We start from the raw sequence: 22,011 nt of genomic DNA on the forward strand, positions 1-22,011 counted from the left end.
TCGCAGCTGCTCTTACCGCGGCTGCATACGGATGCCACCATCAATACGGATGGTCTCGCCATTGAGGAAGCTGTTCTCGATCATGTGGCAGACCAGCTGAGCGTATTCCGCCGGGTTACCCAGGCGCTTGGGAAACTGGGTCATTTCGATCAGCGGCATTTTCACCTTGTCCGGGGCGGCGTTCATCAGCGGGGTGTTGAAGATACCCGGGGCGATGGTGTTGCAGCGAATGCCCAGCGGCGCCAGGTCGCGAGCGATAGGCAGGGTCATGCCGACCACCCCCCCTTTGGTGGCCGCGTAAGCCACTTGGCCAACCTGACCGTCAAAGGCCGCCACGGAAGCCGTGTTCACGATCAGGCCACGCTCGTTGTCTTCACCCGGCTCATTCTCTGCCATGGCAGCAGCGGCCAGACGGGCCACGTTGAAGGTACCGATCAGGTTGATCTTGACCACCATGTTGAACACGCCCAGATCATGGGGCTTGTTCTCGCGCCCCACGGTCTTCATGGCAGAGCCCACACCGGCACAGTTCACACACACATGGATGGCACCGAATTTTTCCACGGTGGCGTCGATAGCCGCCTTTACAGACTCCTCGTCGGTCACGTCAGTCTGCACAAAAGCTGCATTGGCACCCAGCTCCGCCGCCACTTCCGGGCCGCGCTTGTCGTCACGGTCCAGGATCATGACTTTGCCGCCCTTGGCAATAATCGCTTCAGCAGTGGCCTGACCCAGACCGGACGCAGCGCCGGTAATCACGGCAACTTTATCGGTAATATTCATATGCTCTCCTTGTGGTGAAAGGGCATGGGCTGTCGCTGCGTCAACAACAGCAACCCATTACAAATGCTGCCACGCAGTATACCCACCCCGTTCACGCGTCACATTGTTGCTTTCGCTCAAAGTGGGTGCCACTCTTTGACAACCGGATTGGGAGGGAAAACCTTGCCAGATACCGCCAGACATGACGCCAGCGCCACACTGATAGCGCGTTACCAGCGTATCCGGGCCTTCAGCGAACAGCTCTGCGCCCCCCTGCTCACCGAAGACATGGGGCTACAGGCCTGCGCTGACGTGAGTCCGCCACGCTGGCATCTGGCCCACACCACCTGGTTCTTCGAAACCTTTCTTCTCAAGCCCCACCTCGCCGACTACCGAGTGTTCAACCCGCAATTCGAGTACCTGTTCAACAGCTACTACAACGGCATTGGCGAACAGTTCGCCCGCCCGCAACGCCACCTTTTGTCACGCCCCACCGGCGAAGAAGTCTATGCCTGGCGACAACAGGTGGATGACGCCATGGTTCGCCTTATCGAACAACAACCGGGCCTGACAGATCTGGTCACACTGGGACTCAATCATGAGCAGCAGCACCAAGAGCTGCTGCTGACAGACCTGAAATACAGCCTCTCCTTCAATCCGCTGTCGCCCTCCCTCGGCCAACCTCTCACTGAAGCAGACAGCCCTGCACCGCTGAGCTTTCAGTCTTTCAGTGGCGGTTTGGTGGAAATCGGTGCCAGCGGCCAGGATTTTTCTTTCGATAACGAAACACCCCGCCACCGGGTCTGGCTGGAGCCTTTTTCGCTGGCTAACCGTCCGGTCTGCAACGGCGAATTTCGTGAATTCATCAAGGATGGCGGCTACCGACGACCGGAGTTATGGCTGTCTGACGGCTGGGCCTGGGTACAGGCGCAACATAGCCAGCGGCCGCTTTACTGGCACGAGGATCTTGACCGGCACTTCACTCTGGCAGGGCTACAACCGCTACACCATGGGCAGATTCTTGCCCATGTAAATTATTACGAAGCGGATGCCTATGCCCGCTGGGCCGGCAAGCGGCTGCCCTCGGAGCAGGAATGGGAGCACGCGGCGACAGCGCAACCACTGCAAGGACATTTTGTGGACAACGGTAGCTACCAGCCCGGTCAGGCCCGCGATACGGCCATGGCCCACTTGTTCGGCGATGTCTGGGAATGGACCGCCAGCGCCTACCTGCCCTACCCGGGATTTCAGGCAGCCGCAGGGGCGGTGGGGGAATACAACGGCAAGTTCATGTGTAACCAGATGGTGCTGCGTGGCGGCTCCTGTGCCAGCAGCCAAGACCATTTGCGGGCCAGCTATCGTAATTTTTTCTACCCCCACCACCGCTGGCAGTTCAGCGGTATCCGGCTTGCGGGAGACCCGTCGTGAACCAGCAACAGCTCGGCCCCAACCTGACCTTTTTCGACCTGCAGCCACCGACCACCGACATGCTTGCCGAAGTCAGCGAGTCCCTGCGGGCGCCGACACCGACACTACATCCCAAGTTCTTCTACGACGAAACCGGTTCCAGCCTTTTCGACCGGATTACCCGCACCCCGGAGTACTACCCCACCCGTACCGAAGCGAGCTTGCTGCATCGCTACGCCGAGGACATTCAGTCACGACTGGACGGCATCCATACCATCGCCGAACCCGGTGCCGGCAGCTGCGAAAAGGTGCGGGTATTACTCAATGCCTGGCAACCGGCGCATTACATGCCACTGGAAATCTCACGGGAATGCCTGCTTGGCGCCTCACGGCGCCTGGCCGAGGACTTCCCCCACATACATATCAGCGCCGTGTGCGCAGATTATTGCCAGGCCATGGCCATGCCGGAGGGCTTACGACAACCCGGACGTCTGGTTTTTTTCCCTGGCTCTACCATCGGCAACTTTGAGCCTGAACAGCGGGCCACTTTCCTGCGCGGCCTGCGCGAACTGGCAGGCCCCGGCGGTTCCCTGCTGATCGGAGCGGATCTGCAGAAACCCTCAGAACGACTCCACGCCGCCTATAATGATGCAGGAGGGCTCACTGCTGCCTTCAATCTGAATGCACTGCATCATCTGAACCGGGAGCTGGATTGTGGGTTCGATACCGACACCATGCGCCATCTGGCGTTCTACAACAGCGCGCAAAACCGTATCGAAATGCACCTGGAATGCCTGCAGGACCAACATATCCAGCTGGGTAAAAATAGCCTGACACTCGCCGCCGGCACCCGTATTCACACGGAAAATTCCTACAAATTCACCGTCGAAGGGTTTTCCGCAGAACTGGTCGCCGCCGGTTTCACCCCCTCCGCCTGCTGGACCGACAGCGACAGTCTGTTCAGTCTGCATCTGGCCTGTTCCTGACCATCGACAACGTCTGTGAATCACAGGCCATGTCACCCCGCAACGCACGCCAGACGCTGGCCAGGACGGCAAAGACTGTAAAACTGATCACTTTGACATCAGTGCATAGTGTGAACTGGCACTGGTACCGTTATACTGAACCGCGTTTTTTTGCCGATTCAGTCTTCGACAGAATAAAAGGGGTCACGGGCTACCGTGGCATAGGGAGATCGGATGCTCGAACTGATCAGCGCGGCTCGCCGTCGTAAACGGCCGCCCACACACCAGCTGTTTGATGTTGTCACCCAGGAGTACCGGGTGGGGTTGCTGGATATTGACCTGAACATGCATCTGAACAACGCCAAGTACTTGAAGTTCATGGATCGCTGCCGACTGGAACACGCGGTGGTTACCGGGTTGCTCAACCGCATGATCGAAGCGCGCTGTAATGGCGTGGTGGCCAACACCGAGATTTCCTACATCCGCGAGCTGCGACCATACCAGCAGTTCCAGGTGCACACCCGTATTCTCGGCTGGGATGACAAGTACGTGTACTACGATCAGCGCTTCGAATCCCAGCGCAAACTGCACACCCACGCCCTGCTGCGGGTGGCCAACGTCTATGGTGGCAAATCCATCAGCCCCCAGACCCTTCAGGAAATCACCGGCTTCAACCAGACCTCCCCGGCCCTGCCGGAGTATGTGGAACAGTGGAAGCGGTTGTTGCAGACCAAGCGGCGGCTGACGGAGAGTGACTAGCATTGTTGGGTTTGATAAACCCCTTCGGGGCGCCCTGCGGGCGTCCAGCCTAAAGGCATGTCGCAAACTCAACCCAACCTCCGCAGCTAGGTCCCACACCGAGCAGAAATACCGCTGTAGGAGCGGCTCTCGAGCCGCGAACCTCGCGTAGCGAGGAAGTCGCCCACCGGGCGATCAGGGATTCCAGGTGCCACCAGATTGATCTGGAAGCATCACATATCCTGCCTCCTCGCCCAAGCTCGGATTCGTCCCTCAAGAGGAACTCCTACAGTCACTTCGTAGAAAGGTTATTCCTCTCCAGACAGCAAAAGCCCCGGCATGCCGGGGCTTTTTTGTTTTGGCTGGAAGCGAGTAGTTAGCCACTCGCAGCGATCATTATTCCGTCGCGTAGGTATGGAACGGCGCCCAGCGCGGCACCTGGCTGTCCTTACCTGCGTAGTAGACGCCTGGCTCATCCAGACGCAGGTCGGCAATTTCGCGCAGGGCCACGGCACGGGGGACCTGCTGCAACGGGCCGGCCTGCTGGAAGTTTTCCGGGTCGGCAACCAGTTCTTCCATATCCAGCGGGCGGGTTTCCGAGTAGCGGAAGTAGTAGTCCTTGCCGCCCTCCACTTCCAACGGCATCTCGAACACCATCTTCAGGTAAAGCACGCTAAGCGGACGGCGGGCATAGAAATCGTGGGTGCCGGCAGGCAATTCCAGCCAGCTGTAGGCGCCAGCCTTGAGGCCGAACAGCTGCGAGGCATCCAGGAAGAACACCGGTGCCTGCACCTCTTCATAGCCCCACCGGGTAATCGGTCGGTAGATATAGACCATGGCATTACGCGGATCCAGCGTATCCATGGGTTTGAAAGTCTTGCCCTGGGGGGCATGGATAAAGGCACCCGGGGTGGAGGGAATCCCCATACCGAGGCCGGAACATCCCGAAAGCATCCACAGGCAAGCTGCCAGCAACACAGCCAATCGCATTATTATTCTCCAGTGATGCCGCTTCCCGTTAGCCCGGTGCGACCCTGTTTATTATTCAGCGCAAGATAATGCTTATGAAGGTGGTAACTATGGCCGATTTGCGGTTATTGCTCAAGATGAAGGTAGGTGCTCAAATTCCCGCCAAGTGATTCGTCTCTCCTCTCCCCTGCACCGCCTTTTCTGCTAATCTTCCGCCATGGCAGTTAATCGCATCCACACCCCCTGTATCGGCGTCTGTTCCACCGTCTTCGGTGATACGGTCTGCCGTGGCTGTTGCCGCTTCAGTCACGAGGTGGTGCACTGGAATGGTTATACCAACGAAGAGAAGCAAATTGTCTGGAAACGGCTGAATTTGCTGCTCTGCCAGGTGGTGGATAACTATTTTGTGGTCACCGATGCGGGCCGGCTGGCGGCGGAGATGGACTTCCAGAACCTGCGTTACCAGACCCAGCTTTCCCCCCAGGGCTGGGTGCCGGAGCTACTCAAAGCCGCCGGTAAACAACAGATCCCCTATGATCGTTTCGGCCTGCGCGCCCTGCCCCCGACCCAGGGCCTGCTGCCCCGGGAGCTCTACGACCAGATCAGTGCCGAATGCCACGCCCTGGCCCAGGCCCACTATGACCGCTCCTACGCCCGCCCGGTCACCCTCGCCGCAGAACTCACCGAGCTTGCCGCCCGGGAGAAGGGGTTGATCTAAGAGTTACAAGTTCAAAGTTGAAAGTTCAAACGCGGGGCAAGGCCGGCTTGGCTGGGAATTTCCTCGCTCCGCGCTGAGGTTAAGACCTAAACAGCAATGCCCCTCTCTTGCTCCCCCCTTTACCGCCCTGCGCGGCTCTGTAGTTCTTCGTGTGGCGACACCATAGATTCGCGTTTCAACTTTAAACTTTGAACTTTCAACTCACCGCACTTTGTCCCCATATGACCCTTCCATAAAAACATCACCCAATGGCACAGTTACGGAATGAACATTCATTCATTGCGTGAGATCCGCCATGGCCAGCCCTGCCCCGGTTACCCCGGTCGACAACAAGGAAACCCGCAAGCACGAGCAGATCATCCGTGCCGCCCTGCGAGTATTCGCCGAGCACGGTCTGCACGGCACCCCGGTACCGCCGATCGCCGCTGAAGCCGGTGTAGGTGTCGGCACCTTGTATCGCTATTTCGACAGCAAGGAAACGCTGATAAACGCCGTGTTTCGCGACAGCAAGAGCCGCCTAAAGGAACGCCTGCTCAGCGATCTCGACCTGCTTCACCCCTCGCGCAGCCTGTTCGACAACCTGTGGGCCCGGCTCACCGCCTTCGCCCGCGAAGAGCCGGATGCCTTTCATTTTCTGGAAATGCAGGATCACCACAGCTACCTGGATCCGGAAAGCCGCCACCAGGAGCAGGCACTGCTGATTCCCCTGGGCATGATGGTGGTCATTGGCCAGCGCACCGGCCTGCTCAACGACATCATGAAACCGGACCTGGCCATTGCCCTGTTCTGGGGAGCGTTTGTGGGTGTCTTCAAAGCGGAACGGCTGGGCTATCTGACCCTGGATGACGACGATCTGAAACGGGCGCGGGATGCCTGCTGGCTCGCCATCGCCAATCACAACACCCCCCATGACAATAACAAGGGCCCCCAACCATGAACCCGACCCACATCCTGATTACCGGCGGGGCTGGCGCCATCGGCAGCCAGCTCGCTGGGCAGTTTCGCCAGCACCACCCGGAGGCCCGCATCACCCTGGTGGACCTGAATGCCGACGCCCTCGCCCTGGCCGCCGACAAACATGGCGCCCAGACGGAAACCTGCGACCTGACAAATATCGATGCCCTGCCCGCCTGGTGGCAGTCGCTGGTGGACCGTCGCGGGCCGGTGGACGTACTGATCAACTGCGCCGGCATCATGGACATCATCAGCATCACCGGCACCGGCTGGGAGCAAGGCAAGCGTCTGCTGGATATCAATTTCACCGCTCCCATGCGACTGATGGACCTGGCCTTTCCGGCCATGGTGGAAGCCCGCCAAGGCTGCGTGATCAATGTGGCCAGCATGGCCGGGCGCGTGCCGATTCGTGGCTGCAGCTATTACGGCGGCGCCAAGGCCGGCATCGGCCTGGCCTCGGAAATTGCCCGGCTGGATCTGAAGAAGCAGGGCGTCAATGTGATCACCGTCTACCCGGGCCCGATCCATTCCGGCCTGGAAAGCCATGCCCGCAGCCAGGTCAAAAAAGGCCCGGTGTCCCGCTATATCCCCACCGGCAAACCGGAGGTGCTGGCCGAGCGCATCTACCGCACCTTCCGCAAGGGCGGCGCCCGGGTGATCTACCCGGATATCTACGCCCTGGCCAAGCAGGTGGCCAACCTGAATCTGACCAACCGGGCCATGGATTTCTTCAGCCCACAACCGAACCAGTGACCACGGACACCCCCATGACACAACAAGCCAACTCTCCCATTTACGACGTCCTGATTGTCGGCGCCGGCATCAGCGGCATTGGCCTGGGCATTCGTCTGCAGGACGCCGGGTTCGATAATTTCGTAATCCTGGAAAAGGCCGCCGACCTGGGCGGCACCTGGCGGGACAACACCTACCCGGGCTGCGCCTGCGATGTGCCCTCGGCGTTATATTCCTATTCCTTCGCCCAGAAACCGGACTGGAGCCGGGCCTTCGCCGGTCAGACGGAGATTCTCGACTATGTGCGCGACACGGCTAACCGCCACAACATTCCCGGCTTCATTCGTTTCAATCAGGCAGTGGAACGGGCGCAATGGCGGGAAAGCAAAAATCTCTGGGAAGTGCAGACCGGCGACCAGCTCTACCTGGCCCGTACCGTGGTGGCCTGCTCCGGCTACCTGCACGAACCCATCATTCCCAACATCCCCGGCCTGAAGGATTTTCAGGGCAAGCTGTTCCATTCCTCCCGCTGGGACCATGACCACGACCTGAGCGGAGAACGGGTGGCGGTGATCGGCACCGGCGCTTCGGCGATCCAGTTTGTGCCGGAGATCCAACCGAAGGTACAACAGCTGACCTTGTTCCAGCGCACCCCACAATGGGTGCTGCCCAAGCCGGATCATCCCATCCCCAAAATCGAGGAAAACTTCTTCCGTCTGCCGTTCACCCTGAACGCCTGGCGCAAGATGCTTTACGGCGGCTTTGAAACTTTCGGCATCGGCTTTCGCAAACCGGCCCTGCTGCGACAGATCCAGAAACTGGGTGAGGCGCATATCCGCCTGGCCATCAAGGACCCGGCCCTGCGCGCCAAACTGACCCCGGATTACACCCTGGGCTGCAAGCGGGTGCTGATGAGCAACCAGTATTACCCGGCGCTCAATCAGGCCAATGTGGATGTGTTCGCCACCGGCCTGAAGGAAGTGCGCGGCAACACCCTGGTGGGCCAGGACGGCAGCGAGTGCGACGTGGACACGATCATTCTGGGCACCGGGTTCTTCGTCACCGAGCCACCCATTGCCGATCACATCTATAACGATGCCGGCGAATCGCTCAGCAACATGTGGCAGGACGGCATGCAGGCCTATCGCGGCACCACCATCGCCGGGCTGCCCAATGCCTTCATGGTGCTGGGTCCCAACCTGGGCATCGGCCACAACTCCGCCTTTATCGTCATCGAGGCGCAGATCAACTACATCCTCAGCACCCTGCAAACCATGCGCGACCAGCAACTGAGCCGGGTGGAAGTGAAAGCCGACAGCCAGAGAACCTACAACCGCAAGGTCCAGAAAGACCTGCAGGGCACCGTCTGGAACACCGGTGGCTGCTCCAGCTACTACCTGGACAAGAACGGCTTCAACAGCGTGGGCTTCCCCTGGAGCACCCTGGAAATGCAGCGTCTGCTCAAGGACTTTGATCCCGACAGCTATACCCTGACACCCGCCACCCAACCCGTCTTTTAATATGAACAGGCCAGAATAATGACAAACAACACTCCATCTCCCCGCCGTGCCCTGGTACTGGGCTGCGGCGGTGTCGCCGGCGGCGCCTGGTCCATTGCCGCCCTGCACAATCTTGAGCAGCAACTGGACTGGGACGCCCGCGATGCCGATATCCTTATCGGCACCTCGGCAGGCGCGGTGCTGGCCACCTTGCTGGGGAGCGGCATCAGCGTGGATCAGCTGCTGGCCTGCCAGCAGGGCACCAGCGAGCAGTGCCGCTGGGATCACGACAGCGACAGCGGCGGCGCCCTGCCGCCCCTGCCCGGCGCCCGCTTCACCGGTGCCAAGCTGGCCCTGAAAGGCCTGCGCGGGGACGTCTCCCCGCTGACCGCCTTCTGCGGCCTGCTGCCCCGTGGCCAGTTCGACATGGCGCCTTTCCGGCAATTGGTGGACGACGCCACCGGAGGAGCAGACTGGGTTGCCCACCCGGCCACCTGGATCATGGCCGTGGACACCACCAGCGGCAAACGGGTGGCCTTCGGTAAAGGCGGCGCGCCGCAGGCGCACATCCGCGACGCGGTCTGTGCCTCCTATGGGGTGCCCTTCTGGTGCCCACCGGTGACCCTGGGCAGCCGTACCTACATCGACGGTGGCGTGGCCTCCCCCACCTCGGCGGATCTGCTGATGGACAGCGCCGTGGACGAGGTGATCATTCTCGCGCCCATGGCCTCACGGCAACCGGACAAACCGCGCTCGCCCCTCACTGCCATCGAACGGCGAGTACGCCGCTACATGACCGGCATTGTGGATCGGGAAGTGAGCAAACTGGAAAAAGCGGGTAAGACAGTGATTCGTCTGGAACCCAATGCCGATGATTTGCAAGCCTTTGGGTTTAATATGATGGACCCGTCACGGCGCCGACAGGTGCTGGACACCGCTTTAGTCACTACAGCCATAACGGTGCAAAACGCGCTTTGAAGGGTAACGCGGGGGAGATTCGCCGGGTGGCTTCCCCGCTAGAGTGAGTCCACCGCCGCCATCAGCGACGCCTTGATCTCATGCAGGGAACCGTGGGCCGCCTGGCCCTCGGCATGGATCAACCCGCCCAACACCATCGCCCCCACCGCCAACGCCACCAGCGCCAGCAGGCGCACGCGATCAGCCTCAAGCTTTCGTGCCGCCGGAAAGTGATTGGCCTTACGGTCTCTGTCTTGTGTGTGCTCACGCATAATGCCACCTCTCCTTTTGTTCTACCCGGGACGAGGCAAACTCGCAAGTACCGCACTAAGCGTGCAGAGAGCATTCCGGGCAAAACCGCAGGGTGCGGAAATACAGCTTGGCCACCGGCAAGGCGTGGATACAGTGAGAGAAATCGCCCAGATAAATGCGCTGGTCGTTTTCATTTGGCAATTGCTGGCAATTCACCGTGTGGATTTCCCAGGTGTCATCGTCGGCCTTGATCTTGCTGAGGTAATACCGCATACCCTTCCCCGATTAGCGGATTCGACAGGGCGCATGTTATGGATCTGAGACGTGAACGGTATGAAAAGAAGGTAAAACCTGGCAGTTAATGAAATTAACTTGATAGTGCTAGTGGTCAATAGCTTGAGTTATGAAAAAGTAGCGCACGTATCCAGACAGCCTATTGCTCAATTTCATACCCCACCGAACCGATAGTGTTTATGGAGAACCGGGGGGAAATCAGGAAGGTTTTCCCCAAAGGCTTTTACCCATAGAAAAGCGTTTTCAGGGGTGAGCAACCATCCCCCGGGATGCCCGATGCAAGGAAGCATCCCAACCCCAAAAAACAAAAGGCCGTAACAGCAATGCTGTTACGGCCTTTCTTTGAGATGGTGCGCCAGGAGGGAGTTGAACCCCCACACCTCTCGGCACCAGAACCTAAATCTGGCGTGTCTACCAATTCCACCACTGGCGCAATGGGCGGGTATTCTAGCAGGCTAATCGCTAATTACCAGCAGGTTCAGCCTCCTTGAAGAATCCGGTAAAGCGCCTGCAGGTCTTTGTCGATTTTCGCTACCTTGCCCGCCAGTGCAGACACCTCGACGCTGTTGTCGGATGCCGGTTGCACCACAGGGGTGGCGGCGGGTTGTGGACGGTCGGCCAGGCTGCTGATCCGCGAGGACAGGCCTTTCAGCTTGCTGTCCATCTCGTTAAGGCGCGTCGCCAGCTCGGCGCTTTCGCTGTTGCTGTTGCGCTGTTTGGCCATGGCCACGGTGAGCCCGCGCACCTTGGCATTCAGTTCGCGCAGATCGTCACGCAGGCTGTTGACCACCGCATCGCCCGGAGCGGCTTCAGAAGTGGCAGGCGCTTTTGCCGTACTTCGAGCACCATCTCTCGCCTCTCCCTGACGCAGCGATGCCAGCTGATAGTATTGCTCTCGCAATTCACTGAGTTCACGGCTGGATTCAGCGTGGGCCAGCCACTGGCTGGCGGCCAACAGCAAGGCGATGACCGCCAGCACCAGGGACAACCACAACAAGCCGGAGTGGCCACCCTCGCTAACCGAGATAGGGTTGGTTTTTTTGGGCGCGCGCAGATTGACCGGTTCCAGATCCGGCCCCGGTACCGGGGTAGCTACCGCCAGTACATCCTGATTCAACCCCTGTAAACGCCGCTCTTTACTTTCCGGCAACTTGGCCATGGCAAGACGCTCTTTTACTTGTTGTTTTTAGCTGATCACCACCCCCCGTGGCCGATCAGCGCCCTTCCAGTTTATCCAGACGACTATTGACCTGCAGCCGGTAAGAATCAAAAGCCGCAATCGCTGCCTCTGTCTCATCCAGCCGATCTTTTAACGCTGCCAGCCCGGCCTGGTTTTTTTCCACCTTGGCCAGACCGCTTTTCAGGTTTTGCTGCTGGCTTTCCAGCTGATTGATGTTTTCCGCCAGCACATCCACCTGAGTCTGCATCTGACTGATGCGGGTCTGCCACTGTTCACTGCTCTTGTTGACGGCAGACACCGCACTGTCCACCTGCTTCTTCAGGGCAGTGGTGTCCTTGCTGATCCCCTGCAGTTTGCCATCCACCCCGGCCTGGGCCTTTTTGACCTCATTCAGTGTGGCTGACAGTGCAGTCAGTTTCTTGCTCTGCTCGGCAATATCCGCCCGATTGCGCTTGTTGCTCAGATCCCAGAGTTTACGGATTTCGGTGTTGTTTTCTTCCAGCTTCTTGCCTTGAGCGCGGACCGTATCCTGCAGTTGACCGGACGACTGGTTCAGGCTCTCGTCGGTGGCAGACAACCGGGACTGGAGGTTGCCCAGTTTCTGGCTGGATTCCGAGATGCGCTCGTCCATTTGTGACTGGAGCACGCTCATCTGTTTCTGGAACCAGACCCCCATCACGGCGATCAGCACCACCAGCACCAGACAGGCAATCATCCAGCCACCCCCTCCGCCATTGGAGGGCGGCACCGGCTTTTTGGGTGCCTTGGGAGGCTTGCCCGCCCCCTTCTCGACCGGCTTGTTGCTGCCGGCAGGAGAAGGCCGGCGGCCGGCATCACCATGATCATCCACGGTGACATCATTCAGATTACCCAGATTTACTTCACGATCTCGCGTCATTCCTGTGTCCTGCATACCGGATAGTCCGGTTCATGGCCCGATTGACAGATAGTGCCACAGGGGGCACTGCGGCGCTGCCGAACAGCGCCCATTTAGTCCTGCCTGTCTTTGAAAAACTTATTCGCCGCTTTTCTCGAACAACGGCTGTTCGGTGGCGTAGTAGACCATATCGCCCAGCTCGTGCTTGCCTTCTTCGTTCTTGAGCAACGGCAGGAAAATCACCCAGGGGCGTACATCGCGGTGATCTACTTGGGCCCATACACCGGTGACTTTTTCACCATTTTCGGCGGTGACTTCGTGTAGGCGAAACAGAGCCATCAGCTCGATATCCGGTTGCTCATTGCCGATCTTCCGCAGCTGCCGAAAAAGGCCTTGGGCCCACTCTTCTGAACTTGGAGCATCGGCCCTGTCGCCGGAATAACCCACCGCCCTCACCGTATCTCCAGACTGAATCATGCCGAAAGGATAGAGTCCACCAGAGCTCTGGATGGCCTTCAGCGCCTGGCGCAGGCCAGCTTCTGCCAACTGATCCATGGCCTGCTGCTCGGGGCTTTTCTGTTTTTGCTCGGCGGAAGCTGGCGCCGGCCCTTCTGCCATGGCAGCGGTTGCCGACAAACCCATCACCAGAAAAAAGATTCCCAAAAAACGCATATGACACCTGTTATTTTCATTAACCTGCAGATTGGACCACACAAACCCCGACAATATCCCGGGAGGGACGCTACCAAACTTCCCCCACCACCGCCAGACAGACACGAAAAAGGCCGCAAAAGCGGCCTTTTTCACTACCTGAACGGTATCCCTATAAGGGATATGCCGTCTTAACCGGCAAAGTTGCTGGCGGCAAAGTCCCAGTTGATCAGGTTCCAGATGGATTCCAGATACTTGGGACGGGCATTGCGGTAATCCACGTAGTAGGCGTGTTCCCACACGTCCACGGTGAACAGCGGAGTCTGGCCCTTGTCGTGGGCGATCGGGGTGTCCGCATCGTCGGTGTTGACGATTTCCAGGCTGCCATCGGTGTTCTTCACCAGCCAGGTCCAGCCGGAACCGAAGTTGCCGGTCGCTTTGGCATTGAACTGGGACTTGAACTCGTCGAAGGAGCCGAAAGCGGTGTCGATGGCCGCAGCCAGATCACCGGTGGGAGCGCCACCGCCGTTAGGGCTCAGGCTGTTCCAGTAGAAGGTGTGGTTCCAGACCTGGGCAGCCTGGTTGAACAGACCGCCTTCGGCGCTCTTGATGATCTCTTCCAGGGATTTGCCTTCGTTGTCGGTGCCAGCAACCATATCGTTCAGCTTGGTCACGTAGGCATTGTGGTGCTTGCCATGGTGATACTCGAGAGTTTCTGCAGAAATATGCGGTTCCAGTGCATTTTTCTCGAACGGAAGCGGCGGTAATTCAAAAGCCATAGTCATTTCCCCTGACATCATGTTGTTCTGTCGCGGCTAGGCAACAGAAAGAAATTCCCCGCTGACGGCATGCCTGCCGCCAGCGGCTGAAAGATAATAACAAGCTACCGGCGGCAATCTCCACCACAGACCGGGGTTTACCATGATTGCCTTTGACTGCAATAGACGAAAACTATCAATATCGCCTGGTCCGTGACCGGCAGGTCCCTGTGAGATGGGGTGTATCCCCCTTGTTTCAAGTACAATGCGCCCCAAATTTTGATAACTGCTACCTGAATCCGTGATCTCAGCGCGGATGCATGGCGTAAGAATTTGTTGTCACAGGGGATTTTCTGAAGAAGCGTCGTATCAGGGAATACGATCGACTGAAGACAAATTTTCTGTGGCGGCAAAGGCTTGCGTCAGGCGCCGCGATGAGGTCACGGATTCAGGTACTATTTTGCTGGCAGGAGAAAACCATGTCTGATGATGCTGTAGTAATTGTAAATGGTGCCCGTACCGCCATGGGTGGCTTCCAGGGTTCCTTGTCTGCGGTTTCCGCTCCCGAACTGGGCGCCGCCTCTATCCGTGAAGCCGTGTCCCGCGCCGGCCTGAAGCCGGAAGACGTGCAGGAAGTCATCATGGGCTGTGTACTGCCCGCTGGCCTCAAACAGGGCCCGGCCCGTCAGGCCATGCGTCTGGCCGGTCTGCCGGACAACACCGGTGCCACCACCATCAACAAGCTGTGTGGCTCCGGCATGAAGGCCACCATGTTCGCCTACGATTCCATCAAGGCCGGCACCAACGACATCGTCGTTTCCGGTGGCATGGAATCCATGACCAACGCTCCCTATGTGCTGGACAAGGCCCGCAGCGGCATGCGCATGGGCCACGGCCAGGTGTTTGACCACATGTTCCTGGACGGTCTGGAAGACGCGGAAACCGGTCGCCTGATGGGCTCCTTCGCCCAGGAAGTGGCTGACAAGCGCTCCATTACCCGCGAAGACATGGACAACTACGCCATCGAATCCCTGAACCGCGCCAATGCTGCCATCGACAACGGCTGGTTCAAGGACGAAATCGTACCGGTGACCGTGAAGACCCGTAAGGGTGAAGTGGTTGTCGACACCGACGAGCAGCCGGGTAACGCCAACATCGACAAGATCCCCACCCTGCGTCCGGCCTTCGCCAAAGACGGCACCGTCACCGCCGCCAACGCCAGCTCCATCTCCGATGGTGGCTCTGCACTGGTACTGGCCCGTGAATCCGTGGCCAATGAGCGTGGCCTGAAGCCGCTGGCCCGTATCCTCGCCCACGCCACCAACAGCAAACACCCCAGCGAATTCACCATTGCCCCCATCGGTGCCACCGAAGCGGTGATGAAGAAAGCGGGCTGGACCGTGGACGACGTGGATCTGTTCGAGATCAACGAAGCCTTCGCCATGGTGGCGATGATGCCGATGATCGATCTGGGCATTCCCCACGAGAAGGTGAACATCCACGGCGGCGCCTGTGCCCTGGGTCACCCGGTGGGCTCCACCGGCTCACGCATCATTCTCACCCTGATCCACGCACTCAAGCGCACCGGCGGCAAGCGCGGTGTGGCCAGCCTGTGCATCGGTGGTGGTGAAGCGACTGCGGTGGCTATCGAGCTGCTGTAATAGGCTCGACGCTTGATGCCAGACCAAACGGGGCCTTCGGGCCCCGTTTTTGTTGGCAGCGCCCTCTGTATTCCACCTCTATCCCCCTCCGTAGGAGCGGCGCTTGAGCCGCGAACCAAGCGGAGCAAAGCAGAGAAGCGTGATCATTTAGAAAGATCTGGCAGGTCCTGGAATGCCTGATCGCCCTGCGGGCGATTTCCGCGCAAGCGCGGTTCGCGGCTCGAGCGCCGCTCCTACAGCGGCTGCGTAGAAATGACAAAGCCACACCTCCAACAATTCAATCCTGAAACATCCGCTTTCACTTTCAAACTCTGTTGCACTTTCCTGACCGGATTCGCCCTCCGTCGTATACGCAAAACCGGATTTCACCTGTACCCTGACCGGCTAGTCACCGTTTTGGGTTGGGCACAATGTCAGCATTACCCGTTATTACCGCCATGGGCGGCATCAATGCGGCCGGCCGTAGCGCCCTGCATTTTGGCTTTCAGCGACTGATTTTTGATGCCCTGCCGGATGGTGGCCGTCAGGATACCCTGCGTTCGCTGGGCCAATTGACCGGCCGCGCACCGGACGATCAGCTGGCCGCCACCCTGATCCGTGCCCTGCCCGATTCCCACCGTCTCCACGCCGCCATCAGCGGCACCAGCGACATTCCCGTTACCCTGGAAATGCGCAACATGGACCTGCCTGACCCGCTACCCGCGGGCTGGCAGGTCTCCCCTATCGACAAGCGCCGCAGCCGGGTCATCCTGCCTGCGGGGCTGGACCTGCGTGTCCCCCATGATGCCCCGCGCCGGGTCAGCGCCGCCGGGCAGCTGCCGGACGGCTTCGACCCCGGCGCCCTGTATGCCTCGCGCAACCATCCCCGGGCCCTGCAGATGGCCATCTTTGGTATCAGCGATGCGCTGGGGGATCTGGGCATGGACTGGGCCACTGTGGCTGGCAAGGTACGCCCGGACCAGGTGGCGGTTTACGCCAGCAACGCCATGTCTCAGCTGGACGACAACGGCCTGGGCGGCGTCATGCGTTTCCCGCCCAACGGCCAGCGCATCACCTCCAAGCAGGTGCCACTGGGCCTGGGTGAGATGACTGCGGATTTTCTCAATGCCTATGTGCTGCACTCGGTGGGCACCACCGGCGGCATGCTGGGCGCCTGTGCCACCTTCCTCTACAACCTGGAAAAAGGCGTGCAGGCGATCCGCAGTGGCAAGGTGCGGGTAGCCATTGTCGGCACCAGCGAAGCACCGCTGGTGGCGGAGATCATGGAAGGTTACCGGGCCATGGGCGCGCTGGCGGAAGACCAGGATCTGGCCGCCCTGGATGGTGCTAAGCAAGCCGATGTGCGCCGCGCCTGCCGGCCGTTTTCCGACAACTGCGGCTTTACCATGGCCGAGTCTGCCCAGTTTACCGTGCTGATGGATGATGCCCTGGCCCTGGAGCTGGGTGCCGACATTCTCGGCGCGGTGCCGGATGTGTTTATTCATGCGGACGGCGCCAAGAAATCCATTTCTGCCCCCGGCGTGGGCAACTACCTGACCGTGGGCAAGGCCGCCGCCCTGACCCGCCAACTGATCGGCGACAAGGGCTTGCGCGAGCACAGCTTTGTCCATGCCCACGGCACCGGCACGCCACAGAACCGGGTCACCGAATCGGTGATTCTGGACCGGGTGGCCGAGGCCTTTGGGGTGCGCCACTGGCCGGTGACGGCCATCAAGGCGTTTGTGGGACACTCCCTGGGCAGTGCCGGCGGCGATCAGCTGGCGGCGGCCCTGGGCAGCTTTGCCCAAGGCGTGCTGCCCGGCATTCGCACCATTGATCACATCGCCGGCGATGTACACCGCCAGCACCTGGACTTCGCCATGGATCATGTACCGCGCGACGACCTGCAGGCCAGCCTGATCAACTCGAAAGGCTTTGGCGGCAACAACGCCACCGCCGTGGCCCTGTCCGCCACGGTTACCGAAACCATGCTGCGCCAGCGCCATGGAGACAAGGCCATTGCGAGCTGGCAAAGCGCTCGGGACAGTGTGCTGCAGGCCAAGGCCGGTTTCCGCGACCACTGCCTGAACGAGGCGCCCAAACCGGTGTACCGGTTTAATGATGGGGTGCTGGGGGATGAGGCGGTTGCCCTGAGCCGGGAGTCCGTGCAGCTCAATGGCGGCACCACCATGACCTTTGACGACGACAACGGCCTGGCGGCTTACCAAATCAATCGCTAGCACTGCTCGGATGGGAAAGGGTGAGTAACGAGGTACGAGTTTCGAGTTTCGAGTTGCGAAAACCTTTCCCGGTCTTCGCAACTCATTTCTCGACACTCGAAACTCAGCATCCCCAGAGACTGAAGATTAGCGAATCTCCACCTCAAAGGCCGGCGATGCCCAGCCCTGGGGGGCGCTAGCGCCGTCATCAGCCAGCGGTGCACCGCCGTAAATCACCTGCTGCCCATCGCCGTACTGCAGCCAGGTCTGCGTGGGCATTACCCCCTCGCCCGGCTTGCTGTAATCGCAAACGCCCTGCGGGAAGATGTCCGCCACCTGATCCGCAAAGCCCTCCGGGTCCAGGGCCAGAGGATAATCCGCCGGGTCCACCGGTTTCAGCTGGCACTTGTTGGTCAGGGTTTCGATGCTGTCACCGGCCACGGTACGTGGTGTGCCAAAACGGGTCTGCACCACCGTCTGTTGCAGGTTCAGAATCGGGTCGGTGAGTGGCGACAGCAACTCGCCCAGCGTACCCAGCACGTCCCCCAGCACCGGCAGCTCGGACACTACCGGCAGCTCGCTGACATCCAGGCCACATACCTGGCCGCTAAGCGCATCCACTACCACGCCTGCTTCCGCCGGTGCCGGCGGCAGCAAGGACAGATCCAGCCCCGGCAGGATCGGGTCCGGGTACAGCAGGTTACCGGTCAACGGTACGATGGGCCCCTCCGGGCCGAACAGGGACGACACCGACAGACAACGGTCACGGGCATAGACCGGCTTGTTGGCCACCACCTTTTCTGCCACTGGCGTGGCCGTGTCGTCCTGCTCGATGCCCGATAACCACAGGTCCATGACCAGCAGGGCTTCGGTGGTGAACACCGTATCGCCAAACAGCGGCGCCGGACCATACCAGATCACATGGTTGTCGGCATGGCCCTGGGTCTGCTCCAGTCGCGCACGCATCTGCCAGGAATGGTAGGCATCGTGGGCGATGCCCGGGTCCGGGCCACGCAGATCAATGATCGGCACCTTGGCCAGATGCTCGGCGGTGTTGATGGCGCCGGTGCGGTAGGCATTTCGCAAGGCTTGCGGATCGGCCACGGTGCGTTCGGCCTGGTAGTCGATATCCACGCTCAAGCCACCGATTTCGCGATTTACCCTGAGGAACTGCTCGCCACTGATCAGCCCGCTTTGCAGCGCCTTCAAACCATACTGAACGCCCACATTATCCAGCGGAATACCGCCAAAACCGCGACCGACAAGCTGTTCGTTGCTGGACCATACCGATGGATCACGGGGACCAAACTGATTGATCATGTAATCCAGCAACCCGCAGCGCAGCCCATCCGGCTGAGTCTCGGCGTCATACACCGCGACCCCTTCCTGCAGACCCGGGCAGTCTTCCTGGTTCGGATAGGCGGACGGGAAAAATGCCAGATCGGAGACCACCGGGTTCAGCGGCAAGTGACCATAAAAGGCCGACCATTGCGCGGCCGGAATCACCCCGGATGTCAGCAGCGAAGTAACCACCTCTTGAAACCCCTGCGGGTCGGTGGGCAGCTGATTGCCGAAGTAATTGCTGAGCAGGTTGTAGTCTGCGAACTGGGTAGCGGTGGTCCACACATCCGGGTAGGAGCACTGCACGATCAGCCCCTGATAAATGCCCGGGTAGGCATTGGCCACATGCTGCTGGGTGATGGAGCCACCGGAGCAGCCGGTACCGATGGTGTAACGGATTTCCCCGTACTGTTCGATGATGCGCTCTTTACCCATCATCAGCGATTCCGCCGCCGTCACCAGATTGGCGTTATGGCCCAGGTTGGCCTGGGCGGTGGACAGGGTCATGAAACCCCGCGCCAGTGCAGTGGTAATACTGTCACCCAGTAACAGCTCGGCGCCCGCCGGCGCGGTGCCGGCGATATCTCCGCGGGGCACCTCACCCATGCCATAACTGACACCCACGTTACCGCCATGATGGATCAGCAGTTTGCCGTTCCATTGCGGTTGCGGTGTCAGAGCGGTCCAGGGCTGATCCGGCTGATAGAGGGTCATGATCAGATAACGGTCACGATTCATGACCCCCTCTTCCATACGCACAATAAAGGGCACGTCTACGCCTTCATCGGTGGTTATCCGGGCAATACTGTCATCCGCCGGTGGATTCGCCGGGTCATAGGGCTGGAAGGCTTGCGGCAAGCCGGGGTTTTCCGGATCGAAATTGGTCAGCAGACTTTCCAGCTTGTTGGCCGGCACATACTGAAAGGTGTATTCCGGCGGCTGGTTGCACTGGGCATCCACCGCCTGCTCGTTGGTGCACTGCCAGGGTTGCAGCTGGGGCCCGGAAAACACCGGACCGCCATTGGGGTGGTTGATGATCTGCCGCTCCAGCACCGACTCATCCGCCAGCACCACGGTGACCGTGTTGGCTCCCAGCACCATACCGCCCAGCAAGCCCTTGAGGGTGCCCTCGCTGGTTGCCGTCAATTGCCCGGTCACCTCCCGATCATCCAGCATGACCTTTGCCCCGCTTAGCAGGGCGCTATCGTCGGCAGTAATTTCCACCAGGGCATCACCGCCACTGATCAGGTCCGCACGGTTGGAGAGCACGCGTATTTCCCCTTCTCCCGCCCGCGGGGCCTCGGGGAGATCCGGATCGGGCGTATTCGGGACCGGATTACTGGCGGCGGGTGACGAGGAAGAACCGCCACCGCCACAGGCGGCAAGCAGGGCCACCAGGGCAGCGGCCAGCAAACGAGAAAGGGCTTTCATGGAACACTCCAGGCCGGCGCGCGGGCCAGCTTATTGTTATTAACATCAGTGTTAACCCATTCTCATGGACAGGGTGGCGACTTACTGTTGATGTGCGGTAGCAGGATAGTTACAGGAAGGCGGCATTCTTTGCAGAATGTTGTACGAGTGTACCATTGCACCGTTAAAACCCGGTTCAGGCTCTCACCGCTCCCTGCTAAGGTAGCCGCAATCAACCGATGGACTGCCCATGATTCGACTGAAACTTGCCCTGTTCATGCTGCTGGCGCTGATCGCCTGCACCGCCCTCTGGCATCGTTACAAACCGCTGCCTGACGGTCTGGCCCATGAATCGCCGTTGCTGCCCGCCCAGGGCCTGAACCTGCTAGTGGACGACACCTGGGAAACCGCCAACGGCGAGCGCGCCATGCGCCAGACCATTTTCGACGAGGCCCTGCGACTGATCGGCCAGGCCCGACAACTGGTGGTGGTGGACATGTTTCTGTTCAATGCCTTTCAGGGCGCCGACGATGCCAGTTACCGCCCCCTGTCCGCAGAGTTGACCCGGGCACTGGTGGGCAAGAAACAGCAGCAACCGGATCTGCCGGTCATCCTGATCACTGACCCGATCAACACACTTTACGGCGGTCTGCACAGCGAGCACCTGGAACGCCTGGAAGACGCCGGGGTGGTGGTGATCACCACCCCGCTGACACGTCTGCGCGACTCCAACCCGAGCTGGTCCGGCATCTGGCGGATCTGCTGTCAGTGGCTGGGCAACAGCAACGAGGGCGGCTGGCTGCCCAACCCCATGGGGCCCGGCAAGGTCACCCTGCGCAGCTATCTGACCCTGCTCAACTTCAAGGCTAACCACCGCAAGACCCTGGTGGTGGATGAAGGCGACCGCTGGACCGCTCTGGTCACCACGGCCAATCCCCATGATGCCAGCAGCGCCCACAGCAATCTCGGCATCACCTTCCAGGGCCCCGCCGTTAAGACACTGCTGGAGAGTGAGCTGGCCGTAGCACGAATGGTAGGCGTCAGCCTGCCCGATCTGCCGGCCGCCCCCGACGCCGAAACGTCAGACAGCGCCGCCGCCCAGCTACAGGTGCTCACCGAAGGCGCCATCCGCGATGCCCTGCTGGCCGCCATTGAGCGCAGCCAGCGCGGCGAAGCGCTGGATGTGTCGGTGTTCTACCTGTCTCACCGCCCCCTGGTGAAAGCGCTTCTGGCGGCCCATGAGCGAGGAGTGACAGTCCGTGTGCTGCTGGACCCCAACAAGGATGCCTTCGGCCGTCAGAAGAATGGCATTCCCAACCGTCAGGTGGGCGCGGAACTGCGGGCTGCGGGCATCGAGGTGCGCTGGTGCAACACTCAGGGCGAGCAGTGCCATACCAAGATGTTGTTACGCAGAGGATCAGAACGCTCAGAAGTGATTATCGGCTCCGCCAACTTCACCCGCCGCAATCTGGACAACCTGAACCTGGAAAGCAGCGTGCGAGTGCTGGCGAAAACGGATCAGGCCCTTATGGTCGATGCCCGATCCGCTTTCGCCAGACGCTGGGAAAATCGTGACGGGGAGAAACACAGTACCGATTACGATGTGTATGCGGATGAAGCGAGCTGGAAGTACTGGGTGTATCGGCTAATGGAATTTACCGGGTGGAGTAGTTTTTAGGGATAAACGC

At 60.0% G+C, this 22,011-nt stretch carries 20 protein-coding genes and 1 tRNA gene; 11 read left to right on the plus strand and 10 right to left on the minus strand.

Going from position 1 to position 22,011, the window contains the following annotated elements:
- Positions 1–12 precede the first annotated feature (12 nt).
- A complete protein-coding gene (locus ACMG4N_RS14795; protein WP_062816786.1) occupies positions 13–783 on the minus strand; it encodes a 3-hydroxyacyl-CoA dehydrogenase in 771 nt (256 codons plus the stop codon).
- A gap of 162 nt (positions 784–945) precedes the next feature.
- Here ACMG4N_RS14795 and egtB point away from each other — a divergent pair, with 162 nt between their 5' ends.
- From egtB to ACMG4N_RS14810, 3 genes are all read left to right on the plus strand, one after another.
- Positions 946–2,190: an ergothioneine biosynthesis protein EgtB gene (egtB, locus tag ACMG4N_RS14800; protein WP_297767021.1), complete on the plus strand. Its 1,245-nt coding sequence runs from the start codon at positions 946–948 to the stop codon at positions 2,188–2,190.
- Positions 2,187–3,155: an L-histidine N(alpha)-methyltransferase gene (gene egtD / locus ACMG4N_RS14805; RefSeq protein WP_297767023.1), complete on the plus strand. Its 969-nt coding sequence runs from the start codon at positions 2,187–2,189 to the stop codon at positions 3,153–3,155. Before egtB ends, egtD begins: the two co-directional genes overlap by 4 nt.
- Before the next feature lie 213 nt (positions 3,156–3,368).
- Complete coding sequence (locus ACMG4N_RS14810) at positions 3,369–3,893, plus strand: acyl-CoA thioesterase (protein ID WP_035249412.1); 525 nt, start codon at positions 3,369–3,371, stop codon at positions 3,891–3,893.
- A gap of 375 nt (positions 3,894–4,268) precedes the next feature.
- Here ACMG4N_RS14810 and ACMG4N_RS14815 read toward each other — a convergent pair whose 3' ends face one another.
- Positions 4,269–4,862 (minus strand): DUF2846 domain-containing protein, encoded by a 594-nt coding sequence (locus ACMG4N_RS14815; protein WP_297767025.1) that lies wholly within the window; start codon positions 4,860–4,862, stop codon positions 4,269–4,271.
- A 196-nt stretch (positions 4,863–5,058) separates the two neighbouring features.
- Here ACMG4N_RS14815 and ACMG4N_RS14820 point away from each other — a divergent pair, with 196 nt between their 5' ends.
- The 5 genes from ACMG4N_RS14820 (at position 5,059) to ACMG4N_RS14840 (ending at position 9,722) form a co-directional block, all read left to right on the plus strand.
- A complete protein-coding gene (locus ACMG4N_RS14820) occupies positions 5,059–5,559 on the plus strand; it encodes a DUF1289 domain-containing protein (protein ID WP_297767026.1) in 501 nt (166 codons plus the stop codon).
- A gap of 295 nt (positions 5,560–5,854) precedes the next feature.
- Positions 5,855–6,496: a TetR/AcrR family transcriptional regulator gene (locus ACMG4N_RS14825; RefSeq protein WP_297767027.1), complete on the plus strand. Its 642-nt coding sequence runs from the start codon at positions 5,855–5,857 to the stop codon at positions 6,494–6,496.
- On the plus strand, positions 6,493–7,266 hold the full coding sequence (locus tag ACMG4N_RS14830; protein ID WP_297767028.1) for an SDR family NAD(P)-dependent oxidoreductase: 774 nt from the start codon (positions 6,493–6,495) through the stop codon (positions 7,264–7,266). The genes ACMG4N_RS14825 and ACMG4N_RS14830 overlap by 4 nt, the downstream gene beginning before the upstream one ends.
- Positions 7,267–7,280: 14 nt before the next feature.
- Entirely contained in the window at positions 7,281–8,765 is a 1,485-nt protein-coding gene (locus tag ACMG4N_RS14835; protein WP_297767029.1) for a flavin-containing monooxygenase, read from the plus strand.
- An 18-nt stretch (positions 8,766–8,783) separates the two neighbouring features.
- Positions 8,784–9,722, plus strand: coding sequence for a patatin-like phospholipase family protein (locus ACMG4N_RS14840; RefSeq protein ID WP_297767031.1), 939 nt, complete (start codon positions 8,784–8,786; stop codon positions 9,720–9,722).
- A gap of 38 nt (positions 9,723–9,760) precedes the next feature.
- Here the strand turns inward: ACMG4N_RS14840 and ACMG4N_RS14845 are convergent, their stop codons facing one another.
- The 7 genes from ACMG4N_RS14845 to ACMG4N_RS14875 all read right to left on the minus strand — a co-directional run bounded on the left by ACMG4N_RS14845 (position 9,761) and on the right by ACMG4N_RS14875 (position 13,734).
- Positions 9,761–9,973 (minus strand): hypothetical protein, encoded by a 213-nt coding sequence (locus ACMG4N_RS14845; protein ID WP_297767032.1) that lies wholly within the window; start codon positions 9,971–9,973, stop codon positions 9,761–9,763.
- A 55-nt stretch (positions 9,974–10,028) separates the two neighbouring features.
- A complete protein-coding gene (locus tag ACMG4N_RS14850; protein ID WP_297767034.1) occupies positions 10,029–10,226 on the minus strand; it encodes a hypothetical protein in 198 nt (65 codons plus the stop codon).
- A 369-nt stretch (positions 10,227–10,595) separates the two neighbouring features.
- Positions 10,596–10,680: transfer RNA gene (locus tag ACMG4N_RS14855), tRNA-Leu, on the minus strand.
- 45 nt (positions 10,681–10,725) lie between these two features.
- On the minus strand, positions 10,726–11,406 hold the full coding sequence (locus ACMG4N_RS14860) for a hypothetical protein (protein ID WP_414432236.1): 681 nt from the start codon (positions 11,404–11,406) through the stop codon (positions 10,726–10,728).
- Positions 11,407–11,461: 55 nt separating this feature from the next.
- Positions 11,462–12,325, minus strand: coding sequence for a hypothetical protein (locus tag ACMG4N_RS14865; protein ID WP_414432237.1), 864 nt, complete (start codon positions 12,323–12,325; stop codon positions 11,462–11,464).
- 117 nt (positions 12,326–12,442) lie between these two features.
- Positions 12,443–13,111 carry a hypothetical protein gene (locus tag ACMG4N_RS14870; protein ID WP_414432239.1) on the minus strand — a complete coding sequence of 223 codons (669 nt, stop codon included), beginning with the start codon at positions 13,109–13,111 and terminating at the stop codon, positions 12,443–12,445.
- Positions 13,112–13,146: 35 nt separating this feature from the next.
- A complete protein-coding gene (locus tag ACMG4N_RS14875) occupies positions 13,147–13,734 on the minus strand; it encodes a superoxide dismutase (protein ID WP_297767042.1) in 588 nt (195 codons plus the stop codon).
- A 458-nt stretch (positions 13,735–14,192) separates the two neighbouring features.
- Here ACMG4N_RS14875 and ACMG4N_RS14880 point away from each other — a divergent pair, with 458 nt between their 5' ends.
- Together ACMG4N_RS14880 and ACMG4N_RS14885 are read left to right on the plus strand one after the other, a co-directional pair.
- Positions 14,193–15,374 (plus strand): acetyl-CoA C-acyltransferase, encoded by a 1,182-nt coding sequence (locus tag ACMG4N_RS14880; protein ID WP_273009934.1) that lies wholly within the window; start codon positions 14,193–14,195, stop codon positions 15,372–15,374.
- 410 nt (positions 15,375–15,784) lie between these two features.
- Positions 15,785–17,593, plus strand: a complete 1,809-nt coding sequence (locus ACMG4N_RS14885; RefSeq protein ID WP_414432241.1) for a beta-ketoacyl synthase — start codon at positions 15,785–15,787, stop codon at positions 17,591–17,593.
- A 126-nt stretch (positions 17,594–17,719) separates the two neighbouring features.
- On the opposite strand, the gene ACMG4N_RS14890 is transcribed toward ACMG4N_RS14885, so the two are convergent.
- Positions 17,720–20,344 (minus strand): DUF6351 family protein, encoded by a 2,625-nt coding sequence (locus ACMG4N_RS14890; RefSeq protein ID WP_414432243.1) that lies wholly within the window; start codon positions 20,342–20,344, stop codon positions 17,720–17,722.
- Positions 20,345–20,573: 229 nt separating this feature from the next.
- Between ACMG4N_RS14890 and ACMG4N_RS14895 the strand changes: the two genes are divergently transcribed.
- Entirely contained in the window at positions 20,574–22,001 is a 1,428-nt protein-coding gene (locus ACMG4N_RS14895; RefSeq protein WP_414432245.1) for a phospholipase D family protein, read from the plus strand.
- Positions 22,002–22,011: the final 10 nt, after the last annotated feature.

The sequence above is a fragment of the Alcanivorax sp. IL2 genome (assembly GCF_047495475.1).
Taxonomy (GTDB): Bacteria; Pseudomonadota; Gammaproteobacteria; order Pseudomonadales; family Alcanivoracaceae; genus Alcanivorax.